The organism is Roseateles chitinivorans, assembly GCF_050632235.1.
GTDB lineage: Bacteria > Pseudomonadota > Gammaproteobacteria > Burkholderiales > Burkholderiaceae_C > Roseateles > Roseateles chitinivorans_A.
Window position 1 is genome coordinate 1,558,574 of sequence record NZ_CP192584.1, and the last position, 22,751, is coordinate 1,581,324.

The following is a 22,751-nucleotide window of genomic DNA, read 5'->3' on the forward strand; positions in this document are numbered from 1 at the left end:
TCAGGGGGTGAACCAATACCGGGTGAGGTGGAAGAAGATCGGCGCCGAGAACGCGATCGAGTCCAGCCGGTCCAGCACGCCGCCATGGCCGGGAATGCTGCTCCCCCAATCCTTGGCGTGCAGCGAGCGCTTGACGGCCGAGAGCACCAGCCCGCCGACGAATCCGCCGATGACGATCGCCAGCGACAGCAGCGCCGCCTGCCGGACGTCGAAGGGCGTGAAGCCGTGCAGCGCCGCGCCGAGTCCGCTGGCCAGCAGGCCGCCGCCGACCAGGCCCTCGACGGTCTTGTTGGGGCTGAGGATGGGGGCGAGCTTGTGGCGGCCGAACAGCTTGCCGCAGACGTACTGCATCACGTCGGAGATCTGCGCGATGAGCAGGAAGAACAGCAGCAGCACGCCGTTGCCGGCGTCGTAGCCGGGGATGTCGAGCACCAGCAGCGCGGGCGCGTGGCTGATGCCGTAGACGCAGACCATCACCGCCCACTGCACCTTGGAGATCCGTTCGAGGAAGTGCTCCGTGTCCTGCGCCAGCGTGGCCAGCGCGGACAGCAGGAACAGGCCGTAGACCGGCAGCAGGATGGCGAACAGCCCGTACCAGTCGATCGCGATCAGCCCGTACTGCAGCGGGATCGCGAGGCCGAAGGCGGCGGCGATGACGAGGCGGTCGCCGCTGCGGGTCGGCGTCAGTGCGAGGAACTCGCGCAGCGTCAGCACCGAGAGCAGCGCGAACAGCGCGATGGTCCACATCGGCCCGGCGGCCAGGACCGGCAGCGCGACGGCGACGAGGATCCACCAGGCGTTGATCCGCTCGATCAGGTTGCGGACCGTCGCGTTGCCGCTGCCGACCCGCCAGGCGACGAGCCGGCCGATCACCGTCGCGATCAGCAGGAAGGACAGCAGCCCGCCGGCGAGCACCCAGAACGAGGAGGTCGACAGGGCGGCTAAGTCAGGAAGCGTCGGCATGGGCGGCGGGGGTCGGGAAGGGGAGGCGGGGCGTCGCGCGGCGAGGGTCAGCGGCCGTTCAGGGCGACGGGACGCCGCGGCCCGCGTCGGCGGCACGCGCCCGGAGCTGGGCGGTGACGATGCGGGTGCGCCGGACGCAGGTCCAGGCGGAGCCGGCGCAGATCACGGCCAGGCCGGCGAGCAGGCATTGACGCGGCAGCGCGGCGCCCGGCGCCGACAGCGACATCGCGATGCCGAAGGCGAGCAGGGCGACGGTGGCCACGGCCATGCGGTGCTGCTTGGCCATCGGGCCGGCGAAGGATTGCGGCAGGCCGAGCGCGCCGCCGAAGGCGCGGACGTAGGCGGTCAGTGCCGCCAGCAGCGCGGCCAGCCAGCCGAGCGAGGCGGCGTCCGCGGCGTAGCCGAGGGCGACCAGCACGATCGAGTCGGAGATCCGGTCGGGGAACTCGTTGTAGAGCGCGCCGACGTCGCTGGCCTTGCCGCCCTCGATGGCGACCAGGCCGTCGATGACGTTGGCCAGCAGGCGCAGCTGGATGCCGAGCAGCGCGACGACGATGCCCGGCCAGCCGCCGAGGCAGAGCAGTCCCACCGGCACGAGCAGCGCGATGACGGCGCTGAAGGCCGAGATCTGGTTGGGCGTGATGCGGGAACGCGCGAGGGCGGACGCGAGTCCGCGGATCAGGGTGTTCGAGCGGGAGGAGACCTCGCGGCGTTCCATGGGGTTGGGCAGGCGTGAATGGGGACGGGCGCATTCTGGCAGCGGTGCGCATCGCGCCCGATCCCTCGGGGGAGGGGGTGGGTTCAGTGGCCGGAAGGGATGGCCTCGTCGGCCAGCCCCGCCTGGACGCGTTCGACCACCCAGTCGATGAACACCCGCACGCGCGGCATCATCTGCCGCTGCTTCGGGAACATCACCGAGACCGGCATCGGCGGCGGCGGGGTGTCCGGCAGCAGCTCGACCAGGTCGCCCGATGCCAGCAGCGGGGCCACGCCGAAACGCGGGCATTGGATGAGCCCCAGGCCCTGCAGGCAGCAGGCGCGGTAGGCGGGGGCCGACGTGACGCAGACGGGGCCGCGCATCGTGAGCGTCTGCAGCTTGCCGTCGACGAGGAACTCGAAGGGCGCAACGCGGCCGGTGGCGCTGGACTGGAAGTTCACCGCCTGATGCTGGCGCAACGCGTCGATGCTGACCGGCAGGCCGTGCGCGGCGACGTACTCGCGGCTGGCGCAGGTGACGCACGGGAGATCCGCGATGCGGCGCGCGACGAGACCCGATTCCTGCGGCGTGCCGCCGCGCAGCACGCAGTCGACACCCTCGCGGACCAGGTCCACCAGGCGGTCGCCGGTGCCGACGATGAGCTCGATGCCGGGATATCGCCGGCAGAAGTCCCCCAGGTGCGGGAACACGAAGGCCGTCGCCAGTCCCACCTGCAGGTCGACGCGCAGGCGGCCGCGCGGCTGCCGGGCCGCTTCGCCGAGCACGGCTTCCGCCTGCTCGACTTCCTCCAGCACGCGGCGGCATCGCTCGTAGTAGAGGTGGCCTTCCGGCGTCGGACTCACATGGCGCGTCGAGCGGGTCAGCAGGCGTGCGCCAAGGCGCTTCTCCAGGGCCTGGACCGCGTAGGTCACGTTGGATCGCGGCAGGTCCAGCTCCTCCGCGGCCGCGGTGAAGCTGCCGAGGTCCACGATGCGCGTGAACAGGTGCATGGCGTCGATGCGGTCCATGAAGGCTCCGGGCAGGAAGGCTTTGAATTGTGCAATCAGATTGGACAGTGATGTCGAGATTGAGCGATTTATCTGCCTGATCGAAACGCTCAGCATGCGGGCTTCTTCCCCCAACGCATTCAAGGAGTCCGACCATGAGCACCAGCAACCACGCCGGCACCGGCGCCGCGACCCCTGTCGCCTCCGGTCGCATCGCCCTCATCACCGGCGCCAACCGGGGCATCGGCCGCGCCACCGCCGTGCGACTCGCCCGCGACGGCCTCGACGTGATCGTCACCTACCGCTCGCACCGCGAGGAGGCGGACGAGGTCGTCCGCGAGATCGCCGCGCTCGGCCGCGTCGCGGTGGCGCTGCCGCTGGACGTGTCGCGGGTGGACGGCTTCGCCGCCTTCGTCGACCGCATGCGCGACGTGCTGCGCGAGACCTGGCAGCGGGACCGCTTCGACGTCCTGATCAACAACGGCGGCGTGCAGGTGGCGCAGCCGACGCTGCAGGCGACGCCCGAGGCCTTCGACCAGCTGGTCGACGTGCACTTCAAGGGCGTCTTCTTCCTGACGCAGCAGCTGGTCCCGCTGATCGCGAACCCGGGCGCGATCGTGAACATCTCCAGCGGCACCGCGCGCTTCTACGTGCCGGAGCGTGCCATCTACAGCGCGGTGAAGGGCGCGGTGGAGGTGCTGTCGCGCTACCTGGCGACCGAACTGGGACCTCGCGGCATCACGGTGAACGTCATCGCGCCCGGGGCCGTGGCGACCGACTTCAGCGGCGGCCTGCTGCGCTCGAACGAGCAGCTGCAGAAGCACATCGCGTCGCTGACGCCGCTGGGCCGCTTCGGCGTCGCCGAGGACGTCGCCGGCGCGATCGCCGCGCTGGTGGGTGAGGGCAACCGCTTCGTCACCGGGCAGCGGATCGAGGTGTCGGGCGGCGTGCACCTCTGAAGCGGAGGCGGCCGCCCGAGGGCGGCCTCAGAAACACTCGTCGAGCAGCAGGTGGAAGTCGAGCTTGCTCAGGTCCGGCTCGGCGATGCCGTACGCGCTGAACAGCATGTCGCGCAGCGTCGGCCCGAACTCGTCGAGGCAGTTCGCCAGGATCGCGAGGTCGCGGTAGCGATCCGCGATGCCCGCGCGGCCGAGGTCGATCACGCCGACGACCTCGCCGTCGCCGTTCATGAGGATGTTGTCGAGCGAGAAGTCGCCGTGGCTCACGACCCGATCTTCAGCGAGCGGAAGCATCGCGCCGAGCGCCTCCCACACCTGCTGCGGTGTCCAGCCTTGGCGCGCGTCGTCGAAGTCCCCGGCATCGATCAGACCGGCCTCGAGGCGCTGCCGGGCCAGATCGAGGTGAAGGCGGTGGTTCGCGTTGAACGGGCAGGTGTCGACGGGCAGCGCGTGCAGGTCGCGAAGCAGGCGCCCGAGGGACGCCACGACCGCCGCGGCGCGCGCCGGATCGTCGGCCAGCCATTCGTAGGCGGTACGGCCGGGCAGGGCGCGGGTCAGCAACCACGCGGCGCCGTCCGACCATTCGAAGTGCTCGATGCGAGGCACCGGCCAGCGATCGGCGAACCACTGCAGGCGGGTGAACTCGTCGGCGATGGCGCTCGCCGCATCGCCGTCGCCGTGCTTGAGATAGAGCGCTGGCGCATCGGGCCGATGCAGTCGATGAACGTGCGCGCCGGCCTCGCCGACGAGGTTGCGGTGCCAGGTGCGGCCGGCCACTCTCGCATGGAGGGCCGGTGGCAGATCGGGCGCCTCCGTGGGCACTTCCCTGGGAGCGTCGGACGCGTCGTGGTCGGTCATGAGGCGCGATGAGGCGATGAAGACCGGGCGAGTATCGACGGCGGACAATCGCCGCCCATGACGCCTGAAGCCGCTTCCCTGCGCCGCCGTCCGTCGGCTCGACTGCTGGTCCTCGATCCCGACTTGAACCTGCTGCTGTTCCGCTTCGTCCACAAGGACGGACCGATGGCGGGCGCGGACTTCTGGGCGACGCCCGGCGGCGGCGTCGAGCCGGGTGAATCCTTCGCCGAAGCCGCGATCCGCGAACTGCGGGAGGAGACGGGGATCGTCGCCTCGGACGTCGGCGAGTCGATCGCGACGCGCGACTTCGAGCTGCTGCTGCCCGACGGCGAACGCGTGTGGGCGCAGGAACGGTTCTTCGTCGTGCGCACCGCCGACCGCGCGCTGACGCGCGATGACTGGACGGCGCTGGAGCGGCAGGTCATGGCCGACCATCGCTGGTGGTCGGCCGACGAGCTGGCGACGACGACGGCCACGGTGTGGCCGGAGGACCTGCCCGGCATGCTGCGTACGGCTGGCTATTGGTAGGCTGGTGGACGGGGAACGCAGTCAGCGGAGAACGGATCGATGGCTCAATTGCTGCATGAGGTGTGGGAGGTGCCGGATGAGCAGGGGCGGTGGTTGCCGAGCTTGCAGTTTTCCGGCCCTGACGGCGATGCGGCCCGGACCCTCCATGGCCCGGGGGCACGGCTCGTGACCACGCTGCGCGCCGGAAGCCATTTCGAGGCCATGACGCGGTACTACGCGCTGCAGGAGTGGGGCGCCTACACGACGCATCACGCCGAGGACTACCGGCCCTATCCCGACGAGTGGGCGCTGCGGCAGGGCCAATCGCCCGTGCCGGTCACCCACCTGAAAGTGCGTTGGCATCACTTGGACAGTAGCGATCCCGTGCTGCTGTACTGCGAGCTGGACGTTGAACGCCACGAGGTCCGCAAGGTCCACGTGTACGCCGATGGTCGGATGGCCTATGCGCAGGAGGGCGAGGAATTCGACGACTGCGAACTGGGCACAGTCGAGACGCCGTCCGCCGCCGAGATCGATGCGGATCCTGAGTTCGAGGTGCTCGGATTCGATGCGCTCGAGTTCGAGCGTGCATGGTCGGCTGCGGTGGCGGGACAGCGTTGGCCGGCGTGATGGCTTTCCCGTTCCCAGCCGCATTGCCCGAAAGAGCAATGCCCGGCTCACCCGGTAGAAGGTAGGCGGGCGAGGCGGTTGAACCGACAGTGCCTCCACGCCAATTGGAGCCTTCGATGCCAACGCCCTTCCGTCCTTTCGCCGTCAGCCACGCCTCGTTGAGCGTGTCATTCCGGCAGCTCCTGACCCTGACCGTCCTCGCCGTCGGATTTCACGCGGCCCAGGCCATGGGCGCGACGATCCAGTCCGCCGGCAAGCTGACCTTCGTCGACGCGAACACCGTGGTGGTGGCGGATTGGCGCGGCGGGCAGTTGCACGCCATCACCTTGCCGGCGGCCTCTCCCGGAACGTCGGCGGCGTTCAACCTGAAGAACGTCTCGGGCGCCGTCGCGCGTGCGCTGCACACGACCAGCGAGAAGCTCCGCTTCGAGGACATGGCGATCCGGCCCGGCAGCGAGCTCGCCTATCTCTCGCTGTCGGTGGAAGGGAAGTCGGCCGGAGCCCGACCCACGCCGGCGCTCGTGTCGGTGACGACCGCCGGCCAGGTCGATGTCATCCCGCTGGATGGTGCGAAGCGGGAGTCCGTGGCCATCGGGAACGTGCCCGCCGCCGACAAGCACCTGTGGCGCGACACGCCCGCGGCGACCTACACCGTCACCGACATGACCTACCACGCCGGCAAGCTCTACGTCGCGGGGCTGTCGAACGCCAGCTTCGCCTCGACGCTGCGCGTGTTCGACTTCCCGTTCAAGGGCGAGGCCGCGGTCAGCAGCGTCGAGATGTACCACCCGGTCCACAACATGCGCGAGACACGGGCGCCCATCCGCAAGATGGTCATCGCGACGCTGAACGGCGAGCCCACGCTGGTGGCCGCGTTCACCTGCTCGCCGCTCGTCACCATCCCGTTGAAGGACCTGAAGGACGGCGCCCATATCCCCGCCAAGACCATCGCCGAGTTCGGCTGGGGCAGCGCCCCCGTGGGCATGGTCATGTTCGACGCCGGGCAGGGGCCGATGGTCCTGCTGACCCATTCGCACAAGTCCGCCGACCTGCTGTCCGTGACCGACATCGCCGAGGCCACCACCAAGCCGGGACTGGCCACGCCCATCAAGTGGCCGACCGAACCGGTGCTGGGGGTGAAGTCCATCTATGTGCCGATCCGCGTGGCGCAGATCGACAACCAGGATGCGACCTTCCTGGCCGCGTTGCGGCGCAACGAGGCGTCGGGCGCGATGGAACTGGTCTCGATGCGCAAGGGCCTGTTCCTGCGCCTGAGCGACTTCGTCAACGAATACGACTTCGCCGACTTCCGGTATGCCGAAAAGGACGGTTGGCGCGACGTCCACGGCACGCTCCGCACGGACGAGGGCTATGCGGACCTGGCGCCCGCGAAGCAATGACGGCGTCGCCGCGGTGCCGGGTCATGCTCGCCCTGCTTGGCGTGGCTGGCGCGACCTGCATGGCCTGCGCGGGCAGTGTCCGGGCCGCGTCCGTGGAGGTTCACCCGGCGGGCGACACGGTGCCGGAGAACCTGCTGCGGATCGAGCTCCGATTCCAGCAGCCGCAGCGCCTGCCGTTCGACATGAGGCGTCTGACGCTGCTGGACGAGCAGGGCGAGGCGCTGGAGAACGCGCTGCTCGACCTAGCCCTTCCCAATGCCGACGGACGACGCATCACGGTGCTGATGGATCCGGGTCGGGTGAAGAGCGGGGCCGGCCCCAACCGCGATGCGGGACGCGCGTTGCACGCCGGTCGACGGGTCTCGCTGCGAGTGGCCGCCGATGCCGGCGACGCCTCGGGCGCCGCCGCCGTCAAGACCTGGCGAGTGACGGACGCGGTGTCGAGTCGCCTGGCGCCTGCGGACTGGCGGCTGACGACACCCCGCGCACGCAGTCGCGAGGCCTTGGTCGTCGACTTCCGCGATGCCGTCAGTGCTTCGGGCGAGGAACTCATCGCCGTGACCGATGCGGCCGGGCAGCGACTCGCCGGTACCACGTCGCTGACGCGCGGCGACTCGGTGTGGCGGTTCACGCCATCGCGGCGATGGAAGGCCGGACGCCATCGCCTCGTCGTCTATCCCGAATTCGAAGACCCGGCCGGGAACAGGCCTTGTGCAGCCTTCGAGGAACAGGCGCAAAGTTCGACGCGCTGTGAAGCAACCCGCCGGGATTTCGACACCGTCACCCCCGGCCATCAGGATTGAAAGGGAGCCACGACATGGACTTGCAGTTGAATGGAAAGCTCGCACTCGTGAGCGGCAGCACCGCCGGCATCGGCTATGCCATTGCCAGCACCCTGGCGCGGGAAGGCGCACGCGTCATCGTCAATGGGCGGACGCAGGCGGCCGTCGACGAGGCCATCGAGCGCATCCGCTCGGAGACGGGCGCGACGGCCGAGGGGTTCGCCGGCGACCTGAGCCTGGCTGAGCCGGCGGAGGCGCTGGTGCGCCGGTTCGCGGGCATCGAGATCCTCGTCAACAACCTCGGTATCTTCGAGCCCAAGCCCTTCGAGGAGATCCCCGACGAGGACTGGCGCCGCTTCTTCGACGTCAACGTCCTGAGCGGCGTGCGCCTGGCCCGGCTCGTGCTGCCGCAGATGAAGCGCGCCAACTGGGGCCGCATCATCTTCATCTCCAGCGAGAGCGCGATCCAGATTCCGCCGGAGATGGTTCATTACGGCGTGACCAAGACCGCCCAGATCGCCGTGGCGCGGGGGCTGGCGGAGTCGGTCGCGGGCACCGGCATCACGGTGAACAGCGTGCTGCCGGGGCCGACGAAGTCGCGCGGCGTCGGCGACTTCGTCGAGAGCCTGGCCGCGGCGAACGCGAAGAGCTTCGACCAGGTCGAAGCCGAGTTCTTCGAGCATGTGCGCCCCACGTCGCTCATCAAGCGCTTCGCGACGCCGCAGGAGACCGCGAACCTCGTCGCCTACGTCGCGAGTCCGCTCGCCTCCGCAACGACGGGAGCGGCGCTCCGCGTGGACGGCGGCGTCGTCAAGAGCGCGTTCTGACGCGGCGCGGCGCGTCGTCGGGCGTGGCGCCGCGTGGCTTCGCTACCGCCCCGGCGCGCGGCGCTCGAAATACAGCATGTCCTCCCACTCGCCGTCGAGCTGGAAGCTGCGCGTCGAGCGGCCGAACTCGGTGAAGCCGTTGTGCTGCAGGACCTTGATCGAGCCGGCGTTGCCGGCCCGCGCCTTGGCCTCGACGCGGATCAGGCCCAGTTCGCCGAAGGCCTTGTCGAGGACGAGGCGCACCGCTTCCCTCGCATGCCCCTTGCCGTTCTCGCGCTCCGCGATGCGGTAGCCCAGCTCGCACGAGTGGTAGTGCCTGCGCTTGACCTGGCTCAGGTTGATGCGGCCGACCAGCGCGCCCGCGGCGTCGCGGATCAGGAACTGATGGCCAGCGTCGGCGTCGGCCTCGCGTCGCGCGGTGGCGATCGCGGCTTCGACGCCGCCTTCGTTGTAATAAGACGCGGGCCTCGCATTGATGCGGGCCTCGAAGAAGGCGCGATTGTCGAGTTCGAAGCGACGCAGATCAGCGAGGTCGCGCTCGGAGACGGGGTGGAGACTCAGCATGGGCGCTGGGCCTCCTCAGCCGCGACCGGGCGGCGGTGCGTCCCAACGATCGCGCATCCTCAGGAACCGATCCTGCGGATCGTTGCCCAAGTCCCAGGGAATCACGCCGTACCGTTCCTCGAGCAGCTTTTCCAGCAGGCGACAAGTGAGCCAGTACTCGGGAATGCCATCGTCCTTGTCGTCGAGGTACAGGATTTTCTCGCGTTCGTCCTCGGGGATGTCTTCTTCGTCCTCATCGTCCTCGTAGAAGAACTTCGCCGACAACCACGGCGCTTCGAGTGCCAGCGGCTCGCCGACGTCGGTCAGCGGCGGCAGCGACGGCACGCCCGTTGTCTGCAGACGTCGGCGCACGAGGCGGCCCTGTTCGACGACGGCATATCCGAAGGTGCCGCCGCCGTCGTAGCGGCAGAACACCATGAAGGAGTCCGGCGCCCCAAGCTTCTGATGCAGTGCTTCCACATCGAAGTCCGGGTCCTCGAGGATCGACCACACCAGGTCATGGTTGGTGATGACGCAGGCGCCGTTGGCGAACTGGACCAGCACGTCGTTGTGGCTGCGCGGATCGAAGGGCCAGGGATTCTGTCGATTCAGTTCCTCGGCCAGTTCGCCGGTGAGACGCTCGACCAGCGCGAGCGGATCGTCAGTGGTCGTCGATCGCTTCAGGATCAATCCGGCTTGTGTGTAGCCCATGTGCTGCTCTCCCTGAAAGCCGCATCATCGCTTCAAACGCTTCCACACGCGCCACCCCAGCAGCACCGCCAGGATGGTCCCGTACACGATCGGCTCAGCGAAGTTGTTCTTCCCGGCGCGCATCCAGATGAAGTGCATCAGCCCGACGATGGAGATCAGGTAGACGAGCTGGTGCAGCAGTTGCCAGCGTGCCGCGCCCAGGGCCTTGATCGCGCGGTTGAACGAGGTCGCGGCCAGCGGCACCAGCAGCAGCCAGGCCACGAAGCCCATCAGGATGAACGGCCGCTTGGCGATGTCGCGCAGGATGTCGCTCAGGTCCAGGCTCTTGTCCAACCAGCCGTAGGCCGGCAGGTGCAGGCTCGCATAGAAGAAGGTGAACAGCCCCAGCATCCGCCGGAAGCGCGCCAGTGCCGGCTGGTTCGTCCAGGTGCGCACCGGCGTCACCGCCAGCGTGATCCACAGGAAACGCAGCGTCCAGTCGCCCAGGCCGCGGATCAGCGTCTCCGCCGGATTCGCGCCGAGCAGGTCCGGCTGCGCGATCGCGCCGAAGAGGTACCAGCCCAGCGGCAGCAGGCACAGCAGGAAGAGCACGACCTTGGCCGCCGGATGCAGCAGCGGATGGCGCTTCGCGGGCGCGCGTCGAGGCGTGGGCGGGGCTGGCTGCGACCGGGACGGCGCGGCGGGCGAGGCACTCATGGCGGGATCCCCATCGGCGTCAGAAGTTCTTCTTCAGGTCCATGCCGGCGTAGAGCTGCCCGACCTGCGCCTCGTAGCCGTTGAACATCAAGGTCGGGCGGCGCTTGGCGAAAAGGCCGTCCTCGCCGATGCGGCGCTCGGAGGCCTGGCTCCAGCGCGGGTGGTCGACCTGCGGGTTCACGTTGGAGAAGAAGCCGTACTCCTGCTGCGCCGCCTTGGTCCAGCTGCTCACCGGCTGCTTCTCCACGAAGCGGATCTTCACGATGGACTTGGCCGACTTGAAGCCGTACTTCCACGGCACCACCAGCCGCAGCGGCGCGCCGTTCTGGTTCGGCAGCACCTCGCCGTACAGGCCGAAGGCCATCAGCGTCAGCGGGTTCATGGCCTCGTCCAGGCGCAGGCCTTCGACATAGGGCCAGTCCAGCACGCCCGAGCGCACGCCCGGCATCTGCGCCTTGTCGGCCAGCGTCGTGAACTCGACGTACTTGGCCTTGGACGTCGGCTCCGCCTTCTTCAGCAGCTCGGCCAGCGAGTAGCCCACCCAGGGGATCACCATCGACCAGCCCTCGACGCAGCGCAGGCGGTAGACGCGTTCTTCCATCGGCGCGACCTTCAACAGGTCGTCGAGGCCGAAACGGCCCGGCTTGGCGCACTCGCCTTCGATGACGACGGACCAGGGCCGCGGCTTGAGCGTGTGCGCGTTCTCCGCGGGATCGGACTTGTCGGTGCCGAACTCGTAGAAGTTGTTGTACGAGGTGACGTCCTTGTAGGCCGTCAGCTTTTCCATCACCGTCGCGCCCGGCACGGCGCTCCTGGCGCCGGGCAGCTTCGCCAGCTTGCCGGGACCGGCCGTCTGCGCGCCTGCCACGTCGGACAGGCCACCCAGGCCCAGGCCGGTCAGCCCGAGCGCGCCCGCCGACTTCAACCAGTCGCGGCGGCTGTCGTACACCTCGCGGGAGGTGATCTCGGAGGACGGGATGCGCCGACCGTGGCGGGGCTGGTGGAAATGCATGGCGGACCTTCGGGGGAGGAAGGTCCGAACCTTACGACAGACGCGGCCTGTTGACATGAGGTCGCGCTTAAGGCCCCCGCATCCGGGGCGGTGGGGCGCCCACGCGTCGCCGTGCGGTCCGCGCGCGCCTCAGGCCCTCACCGGCAGCGCGTCGATCGTGATCAGGTCGCGTCCGCCGTGGGCGCTGTTGATCTTCCCGCCGATCGTGACCTTGCCGCCGCCCAGGAAGCGCTCGGCCATCCCCGTCGGCCCGGCTTCCTTGTCGTCGACCTTGTTCGGCGTGGCGCGGATCTCGCCGCCGGTCGAGGACTGCTCCTTCACCCGCTGGTTGGTCTCGTTCACGAACAGGCGGAACGGCTGCCAGCTGCCCTCGTCGCTCACGTGCGCGGCGATCTGCTTCTGCAGCGACCGGATCTGCGCCGCCGCGTCCGGATCCGGCGCCGTGCCGGGCGCCAGCGGACGCTCGATCACCGCCAGCTGCTCCATGCACGCGTTGATCGCGTCCGCCGCGTCCTGCGTCAGGCACTTGCGCTCGATGAACAGGCGGTTGTTGCCGGCCGGCAGGTTGGCCGTCTGCTGGAGGAAGCCCTGCAGCATTTCCTCGCCGCCGCGCAGCGCGCCGTCCGGTCCGCGTTCGCCCAGGCGCGCCGCCCATTCGGGCTGGCTGTTGACCAGCTTGAAGAAGGCGTCCTGCGTCGCGAACTCGCGGTGCTTGTAGGAGATGTTCGGCTTGACCTTGCCGTCCTCGGTGGTGATGCGCACGAAGCCGTTCTTGGCCTGCAGCACCATGTCGGTCTCGATGCCGACCTTGTGCCGCGTGAACAGGCCGACGTCCGGATGGTCGTGGTTCTTGATCGTGGGATGCGAGATGCCCGCCGTCGCGCCCATGCCGAGCGAGGTCCGCGAGCCGCTGCTGGCCTGCACCGCCTTGGTCGCGCCGCTGGTGTCCCGCGCCTTGCCGCGGTTCAGGAAGGTGTGCTTGAGCCCGATGTTGCCCGTCACCGAGGCGCTGCCCAGGCCGACCGAGCCGCCCAGCATGCCGTCGGCGCTGATCGAGCCGTTGATCTGGTGGTTCTGGCCGGCGTTCCAGCCGAAGGAGATGTCGCGGTAGTCGCCGACGCGCGCCACCATCTCCTTCCACATCTCGCCGCCGTTCTTCGGCCGCTGGGCCGGGGGCTGCGAGGCGAGCTCGAAGACCGAGTTGACGACCGTCTCGCTCATCCGCTTCCAGTTGTTCGACGTCATCGCCGGCGGCGTGCCCGGCTGGGCTTGCGCCTGCGGCTGCCCGGGCGCCGGCGGGAGCGGCAGCGACTCGTGTTCCTTGCCCTGCTTGTTGGTGCGGATCATCAGGCCTTCGCTGAACAGGTGCGAGCCGCCGAGACGCCCCATCACCTGTCCCGTCACGCCCACCGGACCCAGCGCCGCGCCGGCGCGCACGCCGACGCCCAGCATCTCGGTCACCTTGGTCTCGTTGCCCAGGTAGATCACGCCGGTGTTGGAGGCCACGCCGGCGCGCAGGACCGCCGTGCGCGTGTGGTCGACGTTGAACTCGCCGACCGGCGTGATGCCGGTGCTCACGCCGCCGATGCCGTCGACCTGCGCCGCGAGGTAGCCGAACATGCCGCCGATGCCGTTCTTGCGGCCGTCGCTGTAATCCGCCATGTCGCCGCCGGCGACGACCGAGATCATGACCTGGCGCAGGATGTCCTTGCGGTCGTCCTTGCTGGCGGCGTCGAAGCGGGTCTGCAGGTCGTCGAGCTTGCTGTCCAGCTGCGCCTTGCCGCGCAGGATCTTCACGTCGTCGTTGAGCGCCGTCATCTCCGGCGTGGTGATCGTCACCGACGAGTCGGCCAGCTTGCCGCCGCCGAACCACCCGTCCAGCGTGCTGGCCATCAGCGGCTTGCCCAGGTGGGCCCTAGCTTCGTTGGCCATCGTCGCGTCGTGCAGCGCGCGCGGCGGCTGCCCCGCCGCCCCGGCGAGGGTCTGGTTGAGCGTCTGCGCGCGCGCCATCACCGCCTCCGGCGAGATCCGGGTGCCCTGCGTCAGATCGATCTTGGGATTGAACGCCGCCGGGACCTGCTCGGCCCACAACTGCATCGCGGCGAGGCGCATCACGCCGCGTGAGTGGTCCTGCTGCGACAGCCCGCCGTACTTCGCCGTCAGGTCGCCGCGCAACTGCGTCTGGCTGTCGGCGAGCGCCTGGGTCAGGCGCTTCGCATGCTCGCCGGGCACGGTGCCGAGGTTGGATCCCAGCGGCCCCGCCTGCATCAGCGTCTTCAGCGGCGTCTTGTCCTTGCCGACCTTGCGCCGGATCGTGCCGACCGGGTCCTTGATCTTGTCCAGCGCGGTCGGCCCCGCCACCGAGGTCTTGCAGGCCAGGTCGATGTAGGTGTTGAACTTGTGCAGCCGCTTGGCCATCAGGTGGAAGTCGCTGCCCTGGCCACTCTCGGTGAAGCCGTTGCGCAGCGCGACGTAGGCGGGTTTCATGGCCGCGTTCGTCTCGGCGGCGCCGGGCGCGCGGTTCATGTTGGCGAGCGCGAATTCCAGCGCCTGCGCCGGCAGGGTGGCGCGGTGTTCCTCGCGATGGCCGATGCCGCCGGCGCGCCGCGCGTTGCCGGTGCCGAGCCAGTCGGGATTGCGCATCTGCGCCCGCTGTGCCGCCGGCGTGTCGGTCGCGGCCCGGATGTCCGCCGTCGACTGCGTGCCGCCGACGCCCAGCAGCGTCACCAGCGCGTCCTCGGCGCGCAGGCTGAGCTTGTAGTGCTCGACCGCGTGCTCCGCGTGGAGCCGGTTCGGATCGGTCGCGGCGGGCAGGCTGAGCCCTTGCATCGCGAGCAGCGCCTCCATGCCGCCCGAGGTCGCCGCCAGCGCGCGGCGCGCCGTGTTGGCGATGCGCTGGATCTCGGGATCGCCGCTCGGCGCGGTGGCGCCGCCCTCGGCCAGCGGCGACGGCGTGTTGGCGGCGCGCGGCGTCACGTGCGAGAGCGGCGGGGGGCGGAGTTCCAGATGTGGTTGTAGACCGCCGTGGCCTTGGCCGGATCCTGCGTCACCGAACGCAGCACCGACGCGATCAATAGCGCCTCGTCATGGCGCAGCGGATGGCCGTCGGGCCGGCTGGCGGCGTTGGAGCGCGGATGACCCAGCAGTCCCTGCGCCAGCCGGGTCGCGGCGGGCGTGGCCTCGGTGGCCTGCGCGGCGGTGGCGGCGCCGGGCGTGCCGTCCGCGTGCGCGGTGAACTTGCGGCTCACCTCGGTCGTGAACGCCACCGCATTGCTGAAGGCGTCCGGCAGGCGCGCCGGCTGCTTGGTCGACACGTCGCCGCCGCTGAGCAGGTTGGCCGCGGCGGCGGTCGCGGTCTTCACCTTCTTGTCGACGGCGTTCAGCTGACTCGCGCTGGTGGCCGTGGTGACCGCGTTCGCGGGCGACGGGCTGTCGCGGAAGCGCGTGGGCGCGCCGCCGTTGGTGGACCCGCTGAAGTTGCCGGTGGCGAAGTCGAGCTTGGCGGGGCCGGTGCGGTTCTTCAGGGCCTCGAAGGCCCGGCCCATCCCGTCGGTGCCCTTCTTCACGACGCCGCGCTCGTCCGCCGGCGGCGTGGCCGGCGCGGGCCGCATCGCCTCGCACAGCTGGGTCACGGCCTGGTGGAGCGCGTCCCTCGACGTGTCGGCGGCGCCCTGGAGTCCGTCGCGGGTCGTGACCGCCAATGCCGCGGCGGCATCCGCCGGCCTGGCCACCTGGCGCTGGTGCGTGCCGTGCGCGGCGGTCGCGGCGGCGCGCGCGATGTTCGCCGTCTGTGCGGCCGTGGCCGCGGCCTGCAGCGCGGTGTCGGCCGTGGTCAGGGCCGTCTGGGCGGTGGCCAATTCGCCCTCGAGGCGCGTCACCGGCGCCTGGGCGCTGCGCAGGTCCCGCTGGGCCACGGTGAGCCGGCTCTGGAGGACGGCGACGTTGACCTGGGGACCGGTCGACGGTCCTGCCTGGTTCGCCTGGGCTAGGCCGGCTTGAAGGCTCCGGACCGTCTGCTGGGCGTCGCGCACGGCTCGTCGCAACGGACCGTCGGGGGTCAGCTGTTGCTGGAGTCCGTCGACGGTGTTCTGCGCCGTCGTCCGGTCGTTGCGGCGCGCGGCCAGGGTGTCGTTGGCCTGATGCGCCTGTTCGGTCGTCGTGGCCACGCGCGCCGTCAGCGTGGCCAGCTCGCGATGCGCGTCGGCGGCCGTCGTCGCGGCCGTGGCGGCGGCGGTCGCGGCGGTGTGGTGCGCCGTCATCGGGCCCAGGTGCTGATTCAGCGCAGCGGTGGCCCGCTGCTGCGCCGTGTCCAGCGCGGTGACCGCCTGGTCGGCAGCGGTCCTGGCCTGCTGCGCGGCTGTGTGTGCCGTGGTCGCCGCGGCCAGCGGCGCTCGTGCGGCCTCGCGCGCGGTGCGATGCGTGGCGACGGCCGTGGCATTGGTGTCCACCGCCTGCTGCGCAGTGTCGAAGGCCTGTTGAAGCGGCTGCAAGGTGGCGGCGGCCTGGGTGAGGGCGGTCTGCGCCTGCTGGACATTGGCCTGCAGCTGCGCGGCGGTCAATGCCGGCGGATTCGGCGGCGCTCCGGGCGCGGCTGGCGCGGCCGGCGCCGGGGGATGCGCGGCGGCGTGCTGCGCGGCCGCCAGGGCGGTCTGGGCCTGGTTCCGGGCCTGAACCGCTGCGGCGAAGGCGGGGTCGTCGCGCGCGGCGTCGCGGGTGGCCACCAGTCCGGCCGTCGCGCCGTCGGCGAGCTGGAACTGCCGGTGGTGGCCGTCGAGCGTTGCCTGCCGCTGGGTGAGCAGGGTCTGTGCGGCGGTTTCGGCCGTCGCCGCTTGGGTCGCCGTCTGGCGCCGGGCCGTCAATTGCGTTGTCGCCTCCGCGTCGGCGCCGGTGTGTTGCCGCTGCAGATCCTGGATCGACTCGCCGCGTGACCGCTCGACCGCATTCGCGTCCGACTGCCGATCGGCGCGCACCGGGACCTCCGCGTGGGCGTCCCGGGCCTGGTTCAGGGATTGGCCGATCTCCGGATGGCGCTGGGCGGGCGTCTGCGGCTGCAGGGGCGCGGCCTGCCCGCCGCCCGCGCGCGTCGGGGCCGCGCCGCGTGGCCGCGCCTGCGTCGCGTTGTTGTTGCGGGTGACCAGGTTGCGCAGGGCGAAGGACTGCGGTGCCTGTTGAGGGGTCTGTGGCGCGCCGGTGTTGCCCGTCCCCGTGGCGGGGTTGGCGGGGTTGGCGGTGGTCCCGGTGGTCGTCGACGTGGACGGTGCGGATCGCCCGCCGAAGTGCGTTCGGAAGAAATTGCTCATCGGGACGCCTCCCCAGCTGTGCTGGCTTTTTTCCGACTTTCAGCGTCCTTGCTTATCTGTCATCCGCATATCGCGAAGGGCTGGGCGCCGATGCGAAGTCGCTCCCTTCGTCCTACCTCCCCGTGCCATGGCCGTGACACAGGAGGGTGGCGCGCTGCCCGCGCCCGCGGCGTGCCGGCAATGTCCCGCCAGAAGTACCGTCAGAAGTCTCGCCAGAAATGGATCAGGGCGGCGTCAGGCTCCCGCCCGACGCCGCCCTGTCGAGGGGCGACCGCCTTACAGCGTCCCGTACGAGTGCAGCCCCGACAGGAACATGTTGACCCCGAGGAACGCGAAGGTCGTGACCAGCAGGCCGATCAGCGCCCACCAGGCGCCGACCACGCCGCGCAGGCCCTTGATCAGCCGCATGTGCAGCCAGGCGGCGTAGTTCAGCCAGACGATCAGCGCCCAGGTTTCCTTGGGGTCCCAGCTCCAGTAGCCGCCCCAGGCTTCCGCGGCCCAGAACGCGCCCAGGATGGTGGCGATCGTGAAGAAGGCGAAGCCCAGCGCGATCGACTTGTAGGTCAGGTCGTCCAGCACCGTCAGCGTCGGCAGACGCGCCGTCAGCGGGCCGCGCAACGCGACGCTGGCCGCCAGGAACACCGCTACGCCGGCCATCTTGCCGGCCCAGCCGTTCAGCCCGGTCGCGATCTCCGGCGAGACGTTCGCGCCGAAGCGGAAGCCCACCAGCACCAGCACCAGGCCGACCGGCACGCCGATCAGGCCGATCACCAGCGCGCGGGGCGTGGCCGTCTTCAGCAGCGTCGCCAGGGCCACCATCGCGGCCATCGCGAAACTGCCGTAACCGATGAAGTTGGCCGGCACGTGGATCTTCATCCACCAGCTCTGCAACGCCGGCACCAGCGGCTGGATCTCATGGGCCTCGCGGGCCATCGTGTACCAGAGCAGGAAACCGACCGCCGCGCTGACCACCAGCATCACGTACGCGCCGAGCGCCCGCGTCGCGAAACGCTGCTCGTAGTACAGGTACATCAGCGTCGTCAGCCAGGTGAAGAGGACGAAGACCTCGTACAGGTTGCTGACCGGGATGTGGCCGATGTCGGGCGCGATCTGGTGGCTCTCGAACCAGCGCACCATCGTGCCGATCAGCGCCATGCCCACGGCGCCCCAGGCCAGCCGCGTGCCGATCGCCTCGGCCGCGCTGACGCCCTCCTTCTTCAGGAAGCCCAGCCAGTAGAACAGCGTGCTCATCCACACCAGCACGCTCATCCACAGGATCGCGCTCTGGCTGGACAGCATGTACTTCAGGAAGAAGACCTTCTCGCCGGCCGCCAGGTCGGCGCCGAAGCTGTCGGTCTGGCGCAGGTAGAGCTGGATCGCGAAGAGGCTGGTCGCGCCCACGATCAGGCACAGCAGCCGCAGCGGCCGCCAGAACCAGCCCAGCGCGATCAGCGCCGGCGTGGCGCCGGCCAGGATGCCCTTCTCGTAGACGTCCATCGACGCGCTGTAGCGGCTGAAGGCGAAGCCGGCGCCGATCAGCACCAGCGCCGCGAAGATCCAGTCGAAGCGGTTGCGGCCCTGGAAGTAGCCGCGCTTGCCGATCACCAGCGAGCGGGCGGGCGTGGCCTCGGTGGACCCCGGCAACTGCGAGGGCAGGTGGGAGGGCAGGTGGGACGAGTCCGCTGTGGTGGTGTTCATGTCAGGCCTCCTCATGCAGCAGGCGCTGCTTGAGCGATTCGAATTCGACCGGCAGGTCGGCGGTATCGCGGTTGCTGGACAGCGCCATGCGGACGCGGGTCTGTTCGATCCGGCCCGGCGCGGCTTCCAGCCAGATCCACAGCCGGCGGTCCTTGACGTAGAGCATCGCAAACACGCCGATGATCAGCAATACCGCTCCGAGGTAGACCAGGGTCTGCCCCGGCGCGCGCGTCACCTGGAACACGCTGGCCTGCACCTGCTGGAAGTCGTCCATCTGGATGATGACCGGCGACGGGTAGAACATCGCGTCCGACAGCGACATCACCGACTGCGTCATGAAGGCCTGCGTGGCCTCGCCCGGCTGGGGCGCCGGATGGCCGAGCTGTTCCTCGGCCTGCTTGTGGAGCTCGAACAGGCTGCCGTTGAGGATGCGCAGCAGCACCTCGGAGACGCGGGCGCGCTCGGCCTCGGGCACTTCGCGCTCGATGAACTGCGACAGCGCCGGCAGGCCGCCCACGGCCGCGCCCTGCGCGGGCGCGTCCGCCTTCAGGCCCTCGGCGCCGGCGAACAGCGTCAGTGTCCGCAGCGCGGTCGCTTCCAGCTGCGCCTGCATCGCCGGCTTGTCCGCCGGGCTGGCGCCCAGCGCGTACTGCCGGGCCGCCTGCAGCCGCTGCGCCGGATCGGCCAGCACGCGCCGCAGCGCCAGCCAGCCTTCGATGCTGTCCTTGCCGTCCACGGGGATGCGCAGGTAGCGGAAGCTGTCCGACAGCGTGTCGCGCACGCCGAGCAGGATCACGCGGTGGCCGTCCAGCTCCAGCGGCAGCATGTAGTTGCTGTACTCGCGCGCCTGGCCGCTGGCGTCGCGCAGCTTGTAGCTGAACGACGGGCCGACGTTGCGCAGCGTCTTCTTGCCTTCGAGGTTGGCGCCCGAGCCCAGGTGCTGCTCCAGCCGGCCGACCAGGTCGACCTTGCGCACGTCGGTGCCGTTCTTGTCCTTGCCGTCGTCGGCGAAGTTCTCGACGTTGATGACGCGCAGGCCGGTGAACTCGAGCCCGTACTTCTCGCCGTCCGCCGTCAGCGTCGTCGTGCCGTTGACCTTGCCGTCCAGCGGCGTGTCGTGCGCCGCCTGCAGCGCGCGCAGCTTCAGCTTCAGCGACGAGCCGCCGTCCTCGAAGCTGCTCTGGTAGAGCGTGACGCCGCGGAAGGTCACCGGCTCGTTGACCTTGACCGTGGCCTTGGTCGACGTGCCGTCGCGGCGGTCGTGCAGGACGACGTCGCTCACGAACAGCTTGGGCATGCCGGTCGAGTAGTACTCGACGACGAATTTCTTCAGTTCGACGTCGAAGGGCAGGTCCTGCACCACGACGCCGCTGGGCATCGAGATCAGCGCGGTCGACGAGCGGCTGCCCTCGGGCACGTACAGGTTGCCGCGGAAGCTGGGATTGGCCGGGGTCAGGCGGTTGACGTCGGTGACCTTGGTGAGGTCGTCGCCCTGGTAGATCTGCTTGCCCTGCGCCCACATCATCACGCGCACGACCAGGTCGCCGTCGAACAGCCCGCCCAGGCAGATCAGCACGATGGCCGAGTGCGCCGCCAGGTAGCCGATCTTGTGTGCCGAGCCCTTGCGCGCGCCGATCATGACGCCGCCGTTGCGCACCTGCGCGCGGGCCTTCCAGCCTTCGGCGCTGAGCCACGCGTTGATCTGGCCGAGCGCGGCCTCCGGATTCATGTGCAGGTAGCCCAGCGCCTTGTGCTTGAAGGCCTGGATAGCCTGCTCGCGCATCGTCTCCTTGTAGGTCTTCAGGTCGCGCAGGATCTTGGGCGTGTGGCGCGCGATGCACAGGCTGGTCGACACGACCAGGAAGCCCAGCATCAGCAGGAACCACCAGGCGCTGTAGACGGTGTACAGGTCGAACTTGCCGAACAGCTCCGACCAGAACGGGCCGAACTGGTTGACGTAGTTCGGCATCGGCTGCCGCTGCTGCACGACGGTGCCGATCACGGAGGCGATGCACAGGACCGTCAGCAGCGCGATGGCGAAGCGCATCGACGCCACCAGCTCCATCGCGTCGTCGAGCGCGGCGCGCGCGGCCGCCTGGGCTTTCGGCCTGGGGGGACTCTCGGGGGACATCTGGGTCATGGCCGGCATTCTCGTTGCCCCGGGTGACGAAACGGGCGAGGGCCGGCAAAAGCGAAGGCCGGTGATCGGATCACCGGCCTCGTTCGTCGGAACCCTCCCCGAAAGGCGCGCCCCGGGCGCGACCGCTCAGCGCAGGCCGGCGATGTAGTCGGAGACCGCCTTGATCTCGCGGTCGCTCATCTTGGCGGCGATCGCCAGCATCTGCGGACTGTTGGGGCGGCCGCCGGCGCGGAACGCCGTCAGCTGGGCCTCGGTGTAGTCGCTGTGCTGGCCGCCCAGGCGCGGGTACTGCGCCGGGATGCCGGCGCCGTTGGGGCTGTGACAGCCGGCGCAGGCGGGCACCTGCTTGTCGGCGATGCCGCCCCGGTAGATCTTCTCGCCCAGGGTGATCAGCTCCTTGTTCTTCGCGAAGCCGGGCTTGGAGCCCTTGCTGGCGTAGAACGCGGCGACGTTGCGGATGTCGTCGTCCGTCAGCGGCGCCGCCATGCCCGACATCACCGCGTTCTTGCGCTTGCCCGACTTGAACTCGTGCAATTGCTTGGCGAGGTAGTCGGCGTGCTGGCCGGCGATGATGGGGTTGGCGGGGCTGCCGCGGCTGCCGTCCGCCGTATGGCAGGCGGCGCAGACTTGCGAACTGATGGCCTGGCCCTTGGTCAGATCGGGCTTGGCCGCTGCGGTGGGTTCATTGGCGTTGGCGGCGCCGGACATCAAAACCATGCTCGACAACAAGAAAGCGGCAGTCTTCATGAATGTTGAGGGTTGGGTGAGCGCAACCGCAGGATCTTACAATGCACCTCTTTAGAGCCCGCGCAGCCCGATGACCGATTCCAACAAGAAACCCGCCCCGGCGGCCCCAGGGAAACCCGCAGGCCGTGGCGCGGGACGCGCTGGAGCGTCAAAGAAGAAGCAGGGCCCCGGGAAAACGGGTATGCGCGCGGCCGCGAAGGCCCGCGCGAAGAACGCCGAAAAGGCGAAGGCGCAAGGCCTGCCCCCGCCGGTGAAGAAGACCGCCGGCGCCGAGCCGATGACTCCCGGTAAGCGTGCGCTGGCCTGGACGCATACCGCGCGCTTCCTGACCACCGCCAGCCAGCTCAAGCACCTGCCGGTCGACGGTGTGCTGCCGGGTGAGGCGCGGGCGCGCGAGGAGGCGGCACTGGCCGAAGCCGAGGCCGCCGGGTTCGACGAGGCGTTGCTCGACGAGGACGCCGACGTTGGCGCCCCGGAAGCCGACCCGGAAGACGCCCAGGAATCAGAGGCGATCGGCGAGGACGTCGGCGCGGGCGAAGCACGCGCGCAAGTCCTGGCCCCGCGCGGCCTGCCGGAGATCGCCTTCGTCGGCCGTTCCAACGCCGGCAAGTCGACGGCGGTCAACACCCTGGCGCAGCAGAAGCGCCTGGCCTTCGCGTCGAAGACGCCGGGCCGCACGCAGCACATCAACCTGTTCGCGGTGGGCCCGCGCGACGCGCCCACCGCGCTGTTCGCCGACCTGCCCGGCTACGGCTATGCCGCCGTGGCGCGCGACGCCAAGCTGCGCTGGCAGCGTGTCATGGCCGACTACCTCGGCCAGCGCGAGGAGCTGTCGGGCGTGGTGCTGATGGTGGACTCCCGCCTGGGATTGACCGACCTCGACAAGCAGCTGCTCGAATACGTCTCCGATCGCGTCACCGCCGGCGAGGTCAGCCTGCTGGTCGTGCTGACCAAGGCGGACAAGCTCAACCGCAAGGAAGGCGCCGCCATCCTGGCGCAGGTCCAGAAGGACCTCGGCGTGCTGGCGACGGAGGATTCCGACATCGGCGTCACGCTGTTCTCGGCGCTGAGCAAGCAGGGCCTGGAAGACGTGGCCGAGGTGATCTACGACTGGGCGCACGCCGAGCCGCGCGTGCCGGACAGCGAGGATCACGAGGGTGACGAAGACGACGAAGCATCGGACGACGCTTCGGAGGACGGCTCAGAGGACGACGCGGCCTCGGACGACGCCGCCGACAAGCCCTGACCCCGCCTGTCGCCGGCCCCGGGCCGGC

The 22,751-nt window shown here is 69.9% G+C and carries 20 protein-coding genes; 7 read left to right on the forward strand and 13 right to left on the reverse strand.

The window, feature by feature from the left end:
* From ACQ859_RS07020 to ACQ859_RS07030, 3 genes are all read right to left on the reverse strand, one after another.
* On the reverse strand, positions 1-963 hold the full coding sequence (locus ACQ859_RS07020; protein ID WP_431265166.1) for a phosphatidate cytidylyltransferase: 963 nt from the start codon (positions 961-963) through the stop codon (positions 1-3).
* A gap of 58 nt (positions 964-1,021) precedes the next feature.
* Entirely contained in the window at positions 1,022-1,681 is a 660-nt protein-coding gene (locus ACQ859_RS07025) for a CDP-alcohol phosphatidyltransferase family protein (RefSeq protein WP_431265167.1), read from the reverse strand.
* A gap of 83 nt (positions 1,682-1,764) precedes the next feature.
* The gene (locus ACQ859_RS07030; protein ID WP_431265168.1) at positions 1,765-2,688 is read right to left on the reverse strand and encodes a LysR substrate-binding domain-containing protein; all 924 of its coding nucleotides are present in this window, start codon (positions 2,686-2,688) and stop codon (positions 1,765-1,767) included.
* Between the two features lie 134 nt (positions 2,689-2,822).
* On the opposite strand from ACQ859_RS07030, the gene ACQ859_RS07035 reads away from it, so the two are divergent.
* Positions 2,823-3,626: an SDR family NAD(P)-dependent oxidoreductase gene (locus ACQ859_RS07035; protein WP_431265169.1), complete on the forward strand. Its 804-nt coding sequence runs from the start codon at positions 2,823-2,825 to the stop codon at positions 3,624-3,626.
* A gap of 27 nt (positions 3,627-3,653) precedes the next feature.
* Here ACQ859_RS07035 and ACQ859_RS07040 read toward each other — a convergent pair whose 3' ends face one another.
* A complete protein-coding gene (locus ACQ859_RS07040; protein WP_431265170.1) occupies positions 3,654-4,484 on the reverse strand; it encodes an APH(3') family aminoglycoside O-phosphotransferase in 831 nt (276 codons plus the stop codon).
* Between the two features lie 57 nt (positions 4,485-4,541).
* Here ACQ859_RS07040 and ACQ859_RS07045 point away from each other — a divergent pair, with 57 nt between their 5' ends.
* The 5 genes from ACQ859_RS07045 to ACQ859_RS07065 all read left to right on the forward strand — a co-directional run bounded on the left by ACQ859_RS07045 (position 4,542) and on the right by ACQ859_RS07065 (position 8,630).
* The gene (locus ACQ859_RS07045) at positions 4,542-5,012 is read left to right on the forward strand and encodes an NUDIX hydrolase (protein WP_431265171.1); all 471 of its coding nucleotides are present in this window, start codon (positions 4,542-4,544) and stop codon (positions 5,010-5,012) included.
* A 39-nt stretch (positions 5,013-5,051) separates the two neighbouring features.
* Entirely contained in the window at positions 5,052-5,621 is a 570-nt protein-coding gene (locus ACQ859_RS07050) for a DUF6881 domain-containing protein (RefSeq protein ID WP_431265172.1), read from the forward strand.
* A 116-nt stretch (positions 5,622-5,737) separates the two neighbouring features.
* The gene (locus tag ACQ859_RS07055; RefSeq protein WP_431265173.1) at positions 5,738-7,021 is read left to right on the forward strand and encodes a hypothetical protein; all 1,284 of its coding nucleotides are present in this window, start codon (positions 5,738-5,740) and stop codon (positions 7,019-7,021) included.
* Entirely contained in the window at positions 7,018-7,824 is an 807-nt protein-coding gene (locus tag ACQ859_RS07060) for a hypothetical protein (protein ID WP_431265174.1), read from the forward strand. Before ACQ859_RS07055 ends, ACQ859_RS07060 begins: the two co-directional genes overlap by 4 nt.
* Positions 7,825-7,838: 14 nt before the next feature.
* Entirely contained in the window at positions 7,839-8,630 is a 792-nt protein-coding gene (locus tag ACQ859_RS07065) for an SDR family NAD(P)-dependent oxidoreductase (protein WP_431265175.1), read from the forward strand.
* Positions 8,631-8,672: 42 nt separating this feature from the next.
* On the opposite strand, the gene ACQ859_RS07070 is transcribed toward ACQ859_RS07065, so the two are convergent.
* The 9 genes from ACQ859_RS07070 to ACQ859_RS07110 form a co-directional block, all read right to left on the reverse strand.
* Positions 8,673-9,194: a GNAT family N-acetyltransferase gene (locus ACQ859_RS07070; protein WP_431265176.1), complete on the reverse strand. Its 522-nt coding sequence runs from the start codon at positions 9,192-9,194 to the stop codon at positions 8,673-8,675.
* 15 nt (positions 9,195-9,209) lie between these two features.
* Complete coding sequence (locus ACQ859_RS07075) at positions 9,210-9,884, reverse strand: hypothetical protein (protein ID WP_431265177.1); 675 nt, start codon at positions 9,882-9,884, stop codon at positions 9,210-9,212.
* A 24-nt stretch (positions 9,885-9,908) separates the two neighbouring features.
* Positions 9,909-10,580 (reverse strand): sulfite oxidase heme-binding subunit YedZ, encoded by a 672-nt coding sequence (locus ACQ859_RS07080; RefSeq protein WP_431265178.1) that lies wholly within the window; start codon positions 10,578-10,580, stop codon positions 9,909-9,911.
* Between the two features lie 19 nt (positions 10,581-10,599).
* Positions 10,600-11,592 carry a protein-methionine-sulfoxide reductase catalytic subunit MsrP gene (msrP, locus tag ACQ859_RS07085; protein WP_431265179.1) on the reverse strand — a complete coding sequence of 331 codons (993 nt, stop codon included), beginning with the start codon at positions 11,590-11,592 and terminating at the stop codon, positions 10,600-10,602.
* Between the two features lie 129 nt (positions 11,593-11,721).
* A complete protein-coding gene (locus tag ACQ859_RS07090; protein ID WP_431265180.1) occupies positions 11,722-14,568 on the reverse strand; it encodes a hypothetical protein in 2,847 nt (948 codons plus the stop codon).
* A complete protein-coding gene (locus ACQ859_RS07095; RefSeq protein ID WP_431265181.1) occupies positions 14,565-16,892 on the reverse strand; it encodes a hypothetical protein in 2,328 nt (775 codons plus the stop codon). Before ACQ859_RS07095 ends, ACQ859_RS07090 begins: the two co-directional genes overlap by 4 nt.
* A gap of 276 nt (positions 16,893-17,168) precedes the next feature.
* A complete protein-coding gene (ccsB, locus tag ACQ859_RS07100; protein ID WP_431265182.1) occupies positions 17,169-18,590 on the reverse strand; it encodes a c-type cytochrome biogenesis protein CcsB in 1,422 nt (473 codons plus the stop codon).
* A 1-nt stretch (position 18,591) separates the two neighbouring features.
* Positions 18,592-20,730 (reverse strand): cytochrome c biogenesis protein ResB, encoded by a 2,139-nt coding sequence (locus ACQ859_RS07105; RefSeq protein ID WP_431265183.1) that lies wholly within the window; start codon positions 20,728-20,730, stop codon positions 18,592-18,594.
* 126 nt (positions 20,731-20,856) lie between these two features.
* Positions 20,857-21,438 carry a c-type cytochrome gene (locus ACQ859_RS07110; RefSeq protein ID WP_431265184.1) on the reverse strand — a complete coding sequence of 194 codons (582 nt, stop codon included), beginning with the start codon at positions 21,436-21,438 and terminating at the stop codon, positions 20,857-20,859.
* A gap of 550 nt (positions 21,439-21,988) precedes the next feature.
* Between ACQ859_RS07110 and yihA the strand changes: the two genes are divergently transcribed.
* Complete coding sequence (yihA, locus tag ACQ859_RS07115) at positions 21,989-22,723, forward strand: ribosome biogenesis GTP-binding protein YihA/YsxC (RefSeq protein ID WP_431266481.1); 735 nt, start codon at positions 21,989-21,991, stop codon at positions 22,721-22,723.
* Positions 22,724-22,751: the final 28 nt, after the last annotated feature.